This is a genomic window from Stenotrophomonas maltophilia, from assembly GCF_013464915.1.
Classification (GTDB): domain Bacteria; phylum Pseudomonadota; class Gammaproteobacteria; order Xanthomonadales; family Xanthomonadaceae; genus Stenotrophomonas; species Stenotrophomonas maltophilia_AT.
Genome location: NZ_RAVT01000031.1, coordinates 33,769 through 46,663 on the forward strand (window position 1 = coordinate 33,769; position 12,895 = coordinate 46,663).

Consider the following 12,895-nt stretch of genomic DNA (forward strand, 5'->3'; position numbering starts at 1 on the left):
CGGAAAGCCCCGGATGACCGGGGCGAACGCCAGGATTTTGCGCCGCAGTGCACAAAACACTATGGCCTGACGCCGCATGCGCGTAGAATCGCCCGCGATTTCCACGCACCCGAGGTCCCCATGTCCAAGCTCGCCTATCGCCGCATCCTTCTGAAACTGTCCGGGGAGGCGCTGATGGGAGATGAGGACTACGGCATCGACCCGAAGATCATCAACCGCCTGGCCCGTGAGGTCATCGAAGCCCAGCAGGCCGGTGCCGAAGTGGCGCTGGTGATCGGCGGCGGCAACATCTTCCGCGGCGCCGGCCTGGCCGCGGGCGGCATGGACCGGGTGACCGGCGACCAGATGGGCATGCTGGCCACCGTCATCAACGCCCTGGCCATGCAGGACGCCCTGGAGAAGCTGGGTGCCAAGGCCCGCGTGATGAGCGCGATCAAGATCAACGACGTGTGCGAGGACTACATCCGCCGCCGCGCCATCCGCCACCTTGAAAAGGGCCGACTGGTGATCTTCGCCGCCGGCGTCGGCAGCCCGTTCTTCACCACCGACTCCGGCGCCGCCCTGCGCGCGATCGAGATCGGCGCGGACCTGCTGCTGAAGGCCACCAAGGTCGACGGCGTGTACGACAAGGACCCGAACAAGCACAGCGATGCGGTCCGCTTCGACAGCCTGAGCTACGACGAAGTGATCCGCCGCGGCCTGGAAGTGATGGATACCGCCGCCTTCGCACTGGCCCGCGACAGCGACCTGCCGATGCGCGTGTTCGACATGGGCCAGCCTGGCGAGCTGCTGAAGATCCTCAACGGCGAGAACATCGGCACCCTGGTCCAGGGCCGCGATCCGGCCTGAGCCTGAGCGCGCGGCGACAACCGGGCCGATTCAGGCCCGGCAGCGTCCCGTATTCGCCTATAATCGCCCGATTCCAGATACATCCAGGACCGGGCGATGCTCAACGACATCAAGAACAACGCGCAGACGCGCATGGCCAAGAGCATCGACGCTCTGAAGCACACCCTCACCTCCATCCGGACCGGGCGTGCCACGCCGGCCCTGCTGGACCGCGTGACGGTCAATGCCTACGGCAACGCCAGCACCCCGCTGAACCAGGTTGCCTCGATCTCCAACGCCGACGCGCACTCGCTGCTGGTCACCCCGTTCGACAAGGGCATGATCAAGGAGATCGAAAAGGGTCTCTACAACGCCGAGTTCACCCCGAACACGCTGGGCACCGCGATCCGCATCAACATGCCGCCGCCGACTGAAGAGCGCCGCAAGGAACTGGCCAAGCAGGTGCAGAAGGAAGGCGAAGGCGCCAAGATCGCGATCCGCAACATCCGTCAGGACGCGAACAAGGAAATCGCCAAGCTGGTCAAGGACAAGGCGATCAGCGAAGACGAAAAGAAGCGCGGCGAAGACGACATCCAGAAGCTGACCGACGCCAACATCAAGGACGTCGACAAGGTCGTCGCCGACAAGGAAAAAGAACTGCTGTCGGTCTGAAGTCGATGCCTTCAGTCCCGCCTCCGTTGCCGGCCGCCCTGCCCCGCCACGTTGCCATCATCATGGATGGCAACGGGCGCTGGGCACAGCAGCGCCGCCGCCCGCGCGTGATCGGCCATCGCGCCGGCGCGCGCGCGGTCAATCGCACCATCGAGCGCTGCCTTGAACTGGGCATTCCGGCGCTGACCCTGTTCGCGTTTTCCAGCGAGAACTGGGGCCGGCCACAGGAAGAGGTCGACGCGCTGATGAAGCTGTTCCTCGGCGCGCTCGACCGCGAAGTGGACGAGCTGCACCGGCGTGGCGTGCGTGTACGCTTCATCGGCGAACGCGAGCGCTTCGGTGCCGGACTGGTCAGCCGCATGCAGCTGGCCGAGCAGCGCACCGCCGACAACACCACCCTGACCCTGTCGATCGCCGCAAGCTATGGCGGCCGCCAGGACATCGCCCGTGCCGCACGCGCGCTGGCCGCTGAAGTCGCCGCAGGTCGCCTGCTGCCCGAACAGATCGACGAATCGCTGCTGGGCAGCCAGGTTGCCCTGGCCGACCTGCCGCCGCCGGATCTGTTCATCCGTACCGGTGGCGACACCCGCATCAGCAACTTCCTGCTGTGGCAGCTGGCCTACACCGAGCTGTGGTTCACCGAGGCGCTGTGGCCGGACTTCGATGCCGTCCTGCTGCAGCAGGCGCTGGATGCCTATGGCAGCCGCGAGCGTCGTTTCGGCCTGACCAGCGCCCAGATCGCCGCACTGGCCACCGAGACCTCCAGCCCATGACCAAGACCCGAGTCCTCGCCGCGCTGATCATGGCGCCGGTCGCCATCGCCGCGATCCTGCTGCTGCCGACGCAATGGCTGGCCGCCGCCGCCGCCGCCGTGCTGCTGATCGGCCTGTGGGAATGGCTGAAGCTGGCCGGCATCGAAGACACCCTCGCGCGCACCGTGCTGCTGGTGCTGAACCTGCTGCTGATGGTGCTGCTGGTGTGGGCCGATGGCAGCACGCTGGTGCTGTTCCAGATCACCACATTGGCGGGTGTCGCCTGGTGGCTGGCGGCGCTGGTCTGGCTGCGCTTCTTCAACTTCGGTGCCCAGCCGACGGCCCCCTCCCGGATCGTGAAGATGCTGGCCGGCACCCTGGCCATCGTTCCGGCCTGGGCAGCGCTGGTGCTGATCCACGCTGGCGGTGACCCGCCGGGCCAGCAGGGCCACCTGTGGCTGCTGGCGGCACTGGCACTGGTCTGGGCAGCCGATTCGGGCGCCTATTTCGCCGGCCGTCACTTCGGCAAGCACAAGCTGGCGCCGCGGATCAGCCCCAACAAGACCTGGGAAGGCCTGTTCGGCGGCCTGCTGGCCGGTGTCGCCGTGGCCCTCGGCCTGGGCTGGCTGGCCGGCATCGACATCGCGCACCTGCCGGGCCTGCTGATCACCTCGGTGGTGGCCGTATTCGCGTCGGTGCTGGGTGATCTGTTCGAAAGCCTGATCAAGCGCCACGCCGGTGCCAAGGATTCGGGCAACCTGATTCCGGGCCATGGTGGCGTGCTCGACCGCGTCGACGGCGTCCTCGCCGCCGTGCCGGTATTCGCGCTGGGCAAGGAAATCTTCGGGTTCTGACCATGAATGCTGTCGCAGACCTGCGCCGGGTCGCCGTATACGGCGCCACCGGCTCGATCGGTGCCTCCACGCTGGACGTGATCGCCCGCCACCCGCAGCGCTACCAGGCCACGGTGCTGGCCGCCGGCCGCCAGGTGCAGGCGCTGCTGGCGCTGTGCCGCCAGCACAAGCCCGCGCACGCGGTCATCGCCGACGAAGCGCTGTTCACCGAACTGCGCGACGGCCTGCGCGATGCCGGGCTGTCCACCGAGGCCCACGCCGGTCCTGCCGCACTGGACCAGCTGGCAGCAAGCGATGCCTGCGACACCGTGGTCGCAGCCATTGTCGGTGCTGCCGGGCTGTCCTCGACCCTCGCCGCCGCTGCGGCCGGCAAGCGCATCCTGCTGGCCAACAAGGAATCACTGGTCCTGGCCGGCGAGCTGCTGACCCGCACCGCCGAGCGCGCCGGCGCCGAGATCATTCCGATCGACAGCGAACACAGCGCGATCTTCCAGTGCCTGCGTTCGCGCGACGCCAGCATCGACGGCGCCGGCGTGCGCCGGATCCTGCTGACCGCGTCGGGTGGCCCGTTCCGCGGCCGCAGCCGCGCCGAACTGGCCGAGGTCACCCCGGCCCAGGCCGTGGCCCACCCGAAGTGGTCGATGGGCCCGAAGATCTCGGTCGATTCGGCGACGTTGATGAACAAGGGCCTTGAAGTGATCGAGGCCCATCACCTGTTCGCGGTGCCCGGCGAGCGCATCGAAGTACTGGTGCACCCGCAGAGCCTGGTCCATTCGCTGGTGGAGTTCGTCGACGGCTCGACCCTGGCGCAGATGGGCCTGCCGGACATGCGCACCACCCTCGCCGTCGGCCTGGGCTGGCCGCAGCGCATCGAATCGGGCGTGGCCGGGCTGGATCTGCTGGCCCAGGGCCGGCTCGATTTCGAGGCGCCTGACACCGATGCCTTCCCCTGCCTGGCCCTGGCCTGGCAGGCAATGCAGGCCGGCGGCACCGCACCGGCGGTGCTGAACGCCGCCAATGAGGAGGCGGTTTCAGCATTTCTTCAGGGCCGGATCGGTTTCCTGACCATCCCGGAGCTGGTTGCTAACGCTCTTTCAACACTGCCGACGCAAGCAGCCGATACACTGGAGATCCTGTTGTCCGCCGACCAGCGGGCACGCCAGCTCACCCTGAACACCATCGACGCCGCCTGAACGACCGCCTCGCCCAGCATGACGACGCCGCCCCTGCCCGCCACTGTGAGCCTGCATGACTGACTTCATCGGATCGGTCTGGTGGATGATTGTCAGCCTCGGGCTGCTGGTCACGTTCCACGAGTTCGGGCATTACTGGGTCGGCCGCCTGTGCGGGGTCAAGATCCTGCGCTTCTCGGTCGGCTTCGGCCGCCCGCTGTGGTCGCGCCGCGACAGGCACGGTACCGAGTTCGCCATTGCCGCCATCCCGCTGGGTGGCTACGTGAAGTTCCTCGACGAACGTGAGGTCGAGGTCCATCCCCACGAGCGCGGCCAGGCCTTCAACCACAAGACCGTGTGGCAGCGCATCGCCATTGTCGCCGCAGGGCCGATCGCCAACCTTCTGCTGTGCATCCTGCTGCTGTGGGCGATGTTCGTGATCGGCAAGCAGGACTACTCGCCGACGATCGGCCGGGTTGACGGCATCGCCGCCAGTGCCGGCCTGGTCAGTGGTGACCGCGTTCTGCGGGTGGATGACCGCCAGGTCGCCACCCTGGGCGAGGCCAGCATGGCGCTGACCGCCGCCGCGATGGATCGCCGCGACGTCAAGCTTGAAGTACTCGACCCCGCAGACCAGGTGCGCGTGCGCACCCTGCCGCTGTCGCAGCTGCCCGCCGGTTTCGATGAACGACGGGTGCCGATCCTGGCCGGCCTTTATTGGCAGTCGTGGCTGCAGCCGGCGCTGGTCGACTCGCTCACCGCCGATTCGGTGGTCACCGGGCTGCTGCAGCCGGGCGACCTGATCGTGGCGATCGACGGCCAGCGCATCGACAGCGTCGACCAGGTGATCGGCGAGATCCAGGCCCTCGGCCGTGCCGGAGGCCCTGGCATGATCGAGGTCCTGCGAGGTGGTGAACGCCTTGCACTGGAAGTCACGCCCCGCCAGGGCAAGGATGGCAAGGGCAACCCGGCCTGGCAGATCGGCGTCGGCTTTCCCACCACCTACAGCCCTTCCTACGACACCCTGCTGCGCTATGGGCCGCTGGATGCAGTGACCGTCGCCGTACGTGAAACCGGCCGGCTTGCCGCCGATTCGCTGGGCATGATGGGCCGCATCGTCACCGGCAAAGCCTCGCTGCAGAACGTTTCCGGGCCCGTCACCATTGCCCGCGTGGCCAATGTCTCTGCCAAACGCGGCCTCGACTGGTTCCTGCAGTTCCTTGCCCTGCTGTCACTCAGCCTGTGCATCATCAACCTGTTGCCGATCCCCATCTTGGACGGCGGGCACCTGCTGTATTACCTTATCGAGTTGGTCAAGGGCAGCCCGCTGAGCGAGCGTGCCATCGCCGCCGGCCAATACATCGGCCTGGCGTTGCTGGCCGGGCTGATGGGGTTGGCGTTCTACAACGACATCCTCGGCCTGGTCCCGCGATGAACTTTTCCACGTTGTTGCCGTCTACAGCGTCGGCATCCCGCACCAATGAAATCGACCTTCCTACCGGACGTGACATGACGCGACTCCCCAATCGCCGCCTGCTGGCCCTCGCCCTCGCCGCCGTCACCGGCGCTCCCGCCCTGGCCCAGGCAGCCGAGCCCTTCACTGTCAGCGACATCCGCGTCGATGGCCTGCAGCGCATCAGCTCGGGCACGGTGTTCACCTACCTGCCGGTGGAACGTGGCGAGACGATCACCGACAACAAGGTCGGCGAGACCATCCGCGCCCTGTACAAGACCGGCTTCTTCGAAGACGTGCAGCTGGACCGCCAGGGCAGCATCCTGGTGGTGACCGTCAAGGAACGCCCGGCGATCAACAAGCTGACCGTGACCGGCAACAAGGACATCAAGTCCGAGCAGCTGCTCAAGGGCCTGTCCGACATCGGCCTGACCGAAGGCGGCACCTTCGACCGCCTGAGCCTGGACCGCGTGACCCAGGAGCTTCGCCGCCAGTACAACGACCGCGGCAAGTACACCGTCGAGATCACCCCGACCGTGAGCCCGCTGGACCGCAACCGCGTGGACATCGCGATCGCCATCAAGGAAGGCAAGGCGGCCAAGATCCGCCACGTCAACCTGGTCGGCACCGAGAAGTTCGAGAGCAAGGACATCCTGGAAACCTGGGAGTCCAAGGAGCACAACTGGGCCTCGTGGTACCGCCGTGACGACCAGTACTCCAAGGAAAAGCTGTCCGGCGACCTGGAAAAGCTCAACTCCTGGTACCTGGACCGCGGCTACGTCGACTTCAGCATCGATTCCACCCAGGTTTCGATCAGCCCTGACAAGCGCGACATGTTCCTCACCGCGGGCGTGACCGAGGGTGCGCAGTACAAGATCTCCGAGATCAAGGTCAGTGGCGACACCATCCTCCCGCAGGAGGACGTCGAGCGAATGGTGATCCAGAAGTCCGGCGACACGTTCTCGCGTGCCCTGCTGGAATTCAGCTCGGACACCATCACCAACTCGCTGTCCAACATCGGCTACGCGTTTGCCAAGGTGAACCCGATCCCGACCACCAACCGCCCCGACCAGACCGTGGCCATCAACATGCAGGTCGTTCCGGGCCCGCGCGTGTCGGTGCGCCGCATCCTGTTCCGTGGCAACACCCGCACCTCCGACGAAGTGATGCGTCGCGAAATGCGCCAGTTCGAGAACAGCTGGTACTCGCAGGCCGCGATCGACCGCTCCAAGATCCGCCTGCAGCGCCTGGGCTACTTCGAATCGGTGGACGTGGAAACCCCGGCCGTCAGCGGCAGCAACGACCAGGTCGACGTCGTCTACAACGTCAAGGAAACCACCTCCGGCAGCTTCGTGTTCGGCCTGGGCTATTCGCAGTCCTACGGCATGACCACCTCGGTGCAGCTGTCGCAGAACAACTTCCTCGGCGGCGGCAACCGCGTGTCGGTCGAAGCCTCGCGCAGCAGCTACCTGCAGCGCTACGGCTTCAGCTACACCAACCCGTACTTCACCGATGACGGCGTGTCACTGGGCTACAACCTGTCCTGGCGTGAACTGGACTACTCCGACTTCAACACCGCCCAGTACAACAGCACCAATGGTTCGGCACAGGTGGTGTTCGGCGTGCCGCTGACCGAGACCGACACCGTCTCGCTGATGTTCGGCATCGACAGCAACCAGATCACTACATATCGCAACTCGACCCCGGACTCGATCATCGATTACATCGATGCGGTCGGTTCGCGCACCTTCCATGCCTGGCGTACCGAGCTCGGCTGGGCGCGCGATTCGCGCAACGATTACTTCATGCCGACCCGCGGTACCTACCAGCGCGTCGGCCTGGAAACGACCCTGCCAGGTTCGACCATCGAGTACTACAAGCTGAACTACCAGATCAGCAAGTACTGGCCGATCATGCCGTCGCTGGTGATCAACACCCGCGCCGAAGTGGGCTACGGCGATGCCTACGGCAAGGACTACACCCGCACGATCACCGACGCCGACGGCAAAACCCGTACCGTCACCGCCAGCGGCCTGCCGTTCTTCGAGAACTTCTACGCCGGTGGTACCAACTCGGTACGCGGCTTCGAGGACAACACCCTCGGTCCGCGCGAAGTGACCCAGGGTTACCCGGAAGGCCAGCCGCTGGGTGGTTCCCTGAAGACCGTCGGCTCGGTCGAAGCCTACTTCCCGCGCCTGTTCGACAGCCCCTCGGCCCGCGTGTCGGCCTTCGTCGACTTCGGCAACGTCTACAACGGCACCAAGAACTTCAAGGCCAACGAGCTGCGCGTGTCCTCCGGTGTGGCCCTGCTGTGGCGCGCCCCGGTCGGACCGATCTCGATCAGCTACGCGTTCCCGCTGAAGAAGGAAGACGGCGACAAGATCGAGCGCCTGCAATTCACGTTCGGTGGCCAGTTCTGAGGAACGTTGTTCCTCAGAACTGATCCACCTCCGGTGAATTGCCCGCGCATTTCACCTATCCCCCGCGCCGCTGGCGCGCCCCCCTTAACAGAAGGGGGGCTCTCCACCAGACGGGGTGCGAAGCGCCGGGCATTGCCCGGCGTTTTCGTTTTACTTGCTCGCCGCCGCCGTTACTTCCCGCGCTCGCGTGAAATCATCTGGTGATGGCGCAGGGGGCTGACCAGGACCGTTGGCGCCATGGATGGCGCCATCGAGCCCCCAGGGATGGGTTTACGGCGTGTCCAGGTCAGCCCCCTGCGCCATCACCCCGGGACGTCAGGCAGGCGCCGCTTTTGACCCCGCATGACCGCAATGGCCTCACACGTTAAACTCCCGCCGTGAATACTCCCACCTACACCGCCCAGCAACTCGCCGAGCAGTTCGGCCTGCAGGTCCATGGCGACCCCGCCACCGCCATCCATGGCGTGGCCACCCTCGCCCATGCCGGTCCTGGCCAGCTGACTTTCCTCGCCAACCCGCGCTACCGCGCCCAGCTGGCCGACAGCCAGGCCTCGCTGGTGGTCCTGCGTGCCGACGACGCCGAGGCCGCCCCCGGCGCCGCGCTCGTGGCCAAGGACCCGTACACCACCTTCGCCAAGATCGCCGCGCTGTTCGACATCGCGCCGACGCGCCCGCCGGGCATCCACCCCAGCGCCGTCATTGATCCCAGCGCCCAGGTCGCCGCCAGCGCCCATATCGGTCCCTTCGTCTCCATCGGCGCGCGCAGCGTGGTCGGCGAGAACTGCATCATCGGCACCGGCAGCGTGATCGGCGAAGACTGCAGCCTGGACAATGGCTGCGAGCTGATCGCGCGGGTCACCCTGGTCACCCGGGTCAAGCTCGGCAAGCGCGTGCGTGTGCATCCCGGTGCCGTGCTCGGCGCCGATGGCTTCGGCCTGGCCATGGACGCCGGCAAGTGGATCAAGGTGCCGCAGCTCGGCGGCGTGCGCATCGGCGACGACTGCGAGATCGGCGCCAACACCTGCGTCGACCGTGGTGCGCTGGAAGACACCGTGCTGGACGAAGACGTGCGCCTGGACAACCTGGTGCAGATCGCGCACAACGTGCAGATCGGCGCGCACTCGGCCATCGCGGGCTGCACCGGCATCGCCGGCAGTGCCAGGATCGGCCGCTACTGCCTGCTCGGCGGCCACGTCGGCGTGGTCGGCCACCTCGAGATCTGCGACAAGGTCGTGATCACCGGCAAGTCGGTGGTCCGCAATTCCATCCATGAGCCGGGCGAGTACTCGTCCGGCACCCCGTTGACCGACAACCGCACGTGGCGCAAGAACGCCGCGCGCTTCAAGCAGCTGGACGCATTGGCTCGCCGCGTGCTGGCTGCTGGCAAGGAGAAAGAATGAACGACACGCTGCAGCTTCCTATCGACGTCTGCCAGATCCAGGAACTGCTCCCGCACCGTTACCCGTTCCTGCTGGTGGACCGGGTGCTTGAACTGGACATCGACGCCAAGCGCATCCTGGCGCAGAAGAACGTCAGCATCAACGAGCCGTTCTTCCAGGGCCACTTCCCGGGCCGCCCGATCATGCCCGGCGTGCTGATCATCGAAGCGCTGGCCCAGGCCGGTGGCGTGATGACCCAGCTGACGCTCGGCCGCGACGCGCAGTCCAAGCTGTTCTACATGGTCAAGGTGGAAAACGCCCGCTTCAACAAGCAGGTCGTCCCCGGCGACGTGCTGATGCTGGACGTGCAGATGAGGCGCCTGATCCGCAACATGGGCTGGTACTACGGCGAAGCCAAGGTCAACGGTGAAGTCGTTGCCTCGGCCGAGGTCATGTGCGCCGGTGCCAAGGGCTGATCCACGGGAGGCAGCAATGACTGACAACGCACCACGGATCCACCCGACTGCCGTCATCGATCCGGCCGCGCGCCTGGCCGACGACGTCCAGGTCGGCGCGTTCACCCTGATCGGTGCCGATGTCGAAATCGGTGCCGGCACGGTGGTGGGCCCCCATTGCAGCATCCACGGCCCGACGAAGATCGGCCGTGACAACCGCTTCGTGGGCCACGCCGCGGTTGGTGGCGAGCCGCAGGACAAGAAGTTCGCTGGCGAACGCACCGAACTGGTGATCGGCGACCGCAACGTGTTCCGCGAGTTCGTCACCCTGAACCGTGGCACCGGCGGCGGCGGCGGCATCACCACCATCGGCAACGACAACTGGATGCTGGCCTACACGCACGTGGCGCACGACTGCCATGTCGGCAACTTCTGCGTGTTCTCCAACAACACCACTCTGGCTGGCCACGTGACCGTGGGCGACTACGTGATCATCAGCGGCTTCGCCGGTGCCCACCAGTTCTGCCGCATCGGTGCGCATGCCTTCCTGGGCATGGGCGCGCTGACCAATGGCGACGTACCACCGTTCACCATGGTCGGCACCGATTCGCTGGGCCGCCCGCGTGGTATCAACAGCGAAGGCCTGAAGCGCCGCGGCTTCGATGCCGAGCGCATCTCCGCCATCAAGCGTGCCTACCGTACCCTGTACGTGGCAGGCCTGCCGCTGGCCGAAGCCAAGGTGCAGCTGACCGAACAGGCGCGTGACAGCGATGACGTGAGGGCGATGCTGGACTTCATCGAGCACGCCGAGAGGCCCTTGCTGCGATGAGCAGCACGACCGGCCAGGCGCCAGCCGGCGCCGCCGTGATTCCGCTGGCCTCGATGGCCGGCAGCGTCCCTGCCCAGCGGGTGCTCAGCGAGCGCCCGTTGCGGATCGCCCTGGTGGCCGGTGAGGCCTCCGGCGATCTGCTCGGTGCGGGCCTGGTGCGCGAACTGAAAGCGCGCTTCCCGAATGCCGAATTCGCCGGCATCGGCGGCGATGCCATGCGCAGCGCCGGCTGCCAGACCTGGCACGACGCCAGCGAACTGGCAGTGATGGGCCTGACTGAAGTACTGCGCCATCTCCCACGCCTGTTGAAACTGCGTTCGGCGTTCCGCCAGCGTGCGCTGGAATGGCAGCCGGACGTGTTCATCGGCATCGACGCGCCCGACTTCAACCTGGGCATCGAGCGATGGCTGAAGCAGCGCGGCGTGCGCACCGTGCACTACGTCAGCCCCTCCGTCTGGGCCTGGCGCGAGAAGCGGGCGGAGAAGATCGGCAGCAGCGCCGACCTGGTGCTGTGCCTGTTCCCGATGGAACCGCCGATCTATGCCAGGCACGGCATCGACGCGCGCTTCGTCGGCCACCCGATGGCCGATGACATTCCGCTGCAGGGCAACCGCGAGCAGGCCCGTGCCGCGCTTGGCCTGCCGACCTCGGCCAAGGTACTGGCAGTGTTGCCGGGCAGCCGCCTCGGCGAGATTTCGCGCCTGGGCGAACCGTTCTTCGAGGCCGCCTGGCAGGTCTCCGAACGCATCCCCGGCCTGCACGTGGTGGTGCCTGCGGCCAACCCGGCCTGCAAGCGCCTGATCGAAGAGCAGCTGTCACGCTCGGCGTTGCCGGTGGCCTTCTCGCACGTACTCGACGGCGAGGCACGCAACGCGATGATCGCCGCCGATGTGGTGGTGCTGGCCTCGGGCACCGCGACGCTGGAGGCGATGCTGGTCAAGCGGCCGATGGTGGTCGGTTACCGCGTCAACGAGCTGACCTACCGCCTGGTCAAGGCGCTGGGCCTGATCAAGGTCGATCGCTTCGCCCTGCCCAACATCCTGGCCGGCCAGGACCTGGCACCGGAACTGATGCAGCACGACTGCACGCCGGACAAGCTGGCGGCAGCCATCCAGCAGTGGTTCGACCACCCGCAGCGGGTGACCGACCTGCAGGACACCTATGCCCGCCTGCATGAGCGCCTGCGCCGCAATGCCTCGGCCCGCGCGGCAGACGCAGTGGGCGAGCTGCTGATGCGCGACCAGGCCCAGGCATGAGCCGCCGCCACGCCGCAGCGGCCAGCCTGGCCCTGTTCAACGGCGCCGCCGTGGTCGAGCCGGAGCGTCTGGTCGCCGGCGTCGACGAAGCCGGCCGCGGTCCACTGGCCGGACCGGTCGCGGTGGCGGCAGTGGTGTTCGATCCATCCCGGCCGCGCATCAACGGCCTGGACGATTCCAAGCAACTCACCGCAGCCCGCCGCGAGCAACTGCATGACCGCATCATCGAACGTGCCCTGGCCTGGCATGTGGTGCTGGTGGACGTGGACACCATCGACCGCCTGAACATCTACCAGGCCACCCTGCAGGGCATGCGCGACGTGGTCGCGGCGGTGGCCCACGTGGCCGGCTTCGCCCGCATCGACGGCAACGTCGTGCCCAAGGGCCTGGTGCTCCCCGCACAGGCCCTGGTCGGCGGCGACGGCATCGACCGTTCGATCATGGCCGCTTCGATCCTGGCCAAGGTCTCGCGCGATCGCTACATGCAGGACGTGCACGCCCGCCACCCTCAGTATGGGTTCGAGCAGCACAAGGGCTATGGCACCCCGGCGCACCTGGCCGCGTTGCGCACGCACGGCCCCTGTGACGAGCACCGGCGCAGCTTTGCCCCGGTACGTGACTGCCTGGAAGCACCGCAGGCGGCGGCCGACATCGCGATTGCCTGAATCGCCTGAACGCCCGCTGCAATCCGTCTGGGGAAGAGTCCCCCTGAGTCAGGGGGACGCGCCTACGGCGCGGGGGTCTGGAAGCATGGTGAGACGGGGCCCGCGGTTCGCCTGCGAGCCGTGGGAAGCGATAGCGCGAATGCGATATCGCGTGCCGTCA

The 12,895-nt window shown here is 66.8% G+C and carries 12 protein-coding genes; all 12 read left to right on the forward strand.

Annotation, left to right across the window (positions count from 1 at the left end; all coding sequences use genetic code 11):
* Positions 1 to 120 precede the first annotated feature (120 nt).
* The 12 genes from pyrH to D7T59_RS11785 all read left to right on the forward strand — a co-directional run bounded on the left by pyrH (position 121) and on the right by D7T59_RS11785 (position 12,735).
* On the forward strand, positions 121 to 849 hold the full coding sequence (gene pyrH / locus D7T59_RS11730) for a UMP kinase (RefSeq protein WP_005408745.1): 729 nt from the start codon (positions 121 to 123) through the stop codon (positions 847 to 849).
* Between the two features lie 96 nt (positions 850 to 945).
* The gene (gene frr / locus D7T59_RS11735) at positions 946 to 1,500 is read left to right on the forward strand and encodes a ribosome recycling factor (protein ID WP_049427358.1); all 555 of its coding nucleotides are present in this window, start codon (positions 946 to 948) and stop codon (positions 1,498 to 1,500) included.
* 5 nt (positions 1,501 to 1,505) lie between these two features.
* Entirely contained in the window at positions 1,506 to 2,273 is a 768-nt protein-coding gene (gene uppS, locus D7T59_RS11740) for a polyprenyl diphosphate synthase (RefSeq protein WP_164136386.1), read from the forward strand.
* Positions 2,270 to 3,106, forward strand: coding sequence for a phosphatidate cytidylyltransferase (locus D7T59_RS11745; protein WP_164136385.1), 837 nt, complete (start codon positions 2,270 to 2,272; stop codon positions 3,104 to 3,106). The genes uppS and D7T59_RS11745 overlap by 4 nt, the downstream gene beginning before the upstream one ends.
* 2 nt (positions 3,107 to 3,108) lie before the next feature.
* Complete coding sequence (locus tag D7T59_RS11750; RefSeq protein WP_164136384.1) at positions 3,109 to 4,299, forward strand: 1-deoxy-D-xylulose-5-phosphate reductoisomerase; 1,191 nt, start codon at positions 3,109 to 3,111, stop codon at positions 4,297 to 4,299.
* 55 nt (positions 4,300 to 4,354) lie between these two features.
* On the forward strand, positions 4,355 to 5,713 hold the full coding sequence (gene rseP / locus D7T59_RS11755; RefSeq protein ID WP_180852456.1) for an RIP metalloprotease RseP: 1,359 nt from the start codon (positions 4,355 to 4,357) through the stop codon (positions 5,711 to 5,713).
* A gap of 74 nt (positions 5,714 to 5,787) precedes the next feature.
* Entirely contained in the window at positions 5,788 to 8,151 is a 2,364-nt protein-coding gene (gene bamA / locus D7T59_RS11760) for an outer membrane protein assembly factor BamA (protein ID WP_180852457.1), read from the forward strand.
* A 377-nt stretch (positions 8,152 to 8,528) separates the two neighbouring features.
* Complete coding sequence (gene lpxD, locus D7T59_RS11765; protein WP_088025400.1) at positions 8,529 to 9,551, forward strand: UDP-3-O-(3-hydroxymyristoyl)glucosamine N-acyltransferase; 1,023 nt, start codon at positions 8,529 to 8,531, stop codon at positions 9,549 to 9,551.
* A complete protein-coding gene (gene fabZ / locus D7T59_RS11770) occupies positions 9,548 to 10,006 on the forward strand; it encodes a 3-hydroxyacyl-ACP dehydratase FabZ (protein ID WP_164136383.1) in 459 nt (152 codons plus the stop codon). Before lpxD ends, fabZ begins: the two co-directional genes overlap by 4 nt.
* A gap of 16 nt (positions 10,007 to 10,022) precedes the next feature.
* Positions 10,023 to 10,814: an acyl-ACP--UDP-N-acetylglucosamine O-acyltransferase gene (gene lpxA, locus D7T59_RS11775; protein ID WP_164136382.1), complete on the forward strand. Its 792-nt coding sequence runs from the start codon at positions 10,023 to 10,025 to the stop codon at positions 10,812 to 10,814.
* Between the two features lie 53 nt (positions 10,815 to 10,867).
* Positions 10,868 to 12,070: a lipid-A-disaccharide synthase gene (gene lpxB / locus D7T59_RS11780; RefSeq protein WP_239506856.1), complete on the forward strand. Its 1,203-nt coding sequence runs from the start codon at positions 10,868 to 10,870 to the stop codon at positions 12,068 to 12,070.
* Entirely contained in the window at positions 12,067 to 12,735 is a 669-nt protein-coding gene (locus D7T59_RS11785) for a ribonuclease HII (protein WP_180852458.1), read from the forward strand. Before lpxB ends, D7T59_RS11785 begins: the two co-directional genes overlap by 4 nt.
* The last annotated feature ends 160 nt before the right edge of the window (positions 12,736 to 12,895 follow it).

What these genes read in the sequence shown, in the direction of transcription:
- pyrH (WP_005408745.1), top strand. Translation starts at nt 121, where the DNA reads ATGTCCAAGCTCGCCTATCGCCGCATCCTTCTGAAACTGTCCGGGGAG.
- frr (WP_049427358.1), top strand. Translation starts at nt 946, where the DNA reads ATGCTCAACGACATCAAGAACAACGCGCAGACGCGCATGGCCAAGAGC.
- uppS (WP_164136386.1), top strand. Translation starts at nt 1,506, where the DNA reads ATGCCTTCAGTCCCGCCTCCGTTGCCGGCCGCCCTGCCCCGCCACGTT.
- D7T59_RS11745 (WP_164136385.1), top strand. Translation starts at nt 2,270, where the DNA reads ATGACCAAGACCCGAGTCCTCGCCGCGCTGATCATGGCGCCGGTCGCC.
- D7T59_RS11750 (WP_164136384.1), top strand. Translation starts at nt 3,109, where the DNA reads ATGAATGCTGTCGCAGACCTGCGCCGGGTCGCCGTATACGGCGCCACC.
- rseP (WP_180852456.1), top strand. Translation starts at nt 4,355, where the DNA reads ATGACTGACTTCATCGGATCGGTCTGGTGGATGATTGTCAGCCTCGGG.
- bamA (WP_180852457.1), top strand. Translation starts at nt 5,788, where the DNA reads ATGACGCGACTCCCCAATCGCCGCCTGCTGGCCCTCGCCCTCGCCGCC.
- fabZ (WP_164136383.1), top strand. Translation starts at nt 9,548, where the DNA reads ATGAACGACACGCTGCAGCTTCCTATCGACGTCTGCCAGATCCAGGAA.
- lpxA (WP_164136382.1), top strand. Translation starts at nt 10,023, where the DNA reads ATGACTGACAACGCACCACGGATCCACCCGACTGCCGTCATCGATCCG.
- lpxB (WP_239506856.1), top strand. Translation starts at nt 10,868, where the DNA reads ATGGCCGGCAGCGTCCCTGCCCAGCGGGTGCTCAGCGAGCGCCCGTTG.
- D7T59_RS11785 (WP_180852458.1), top strand. Translation starts at nt 12,067, where the DNA reads ATGAGCCGCCGCCACGCCGCAGCGGCCAGCCTGGCCCTGTTCAACGGC.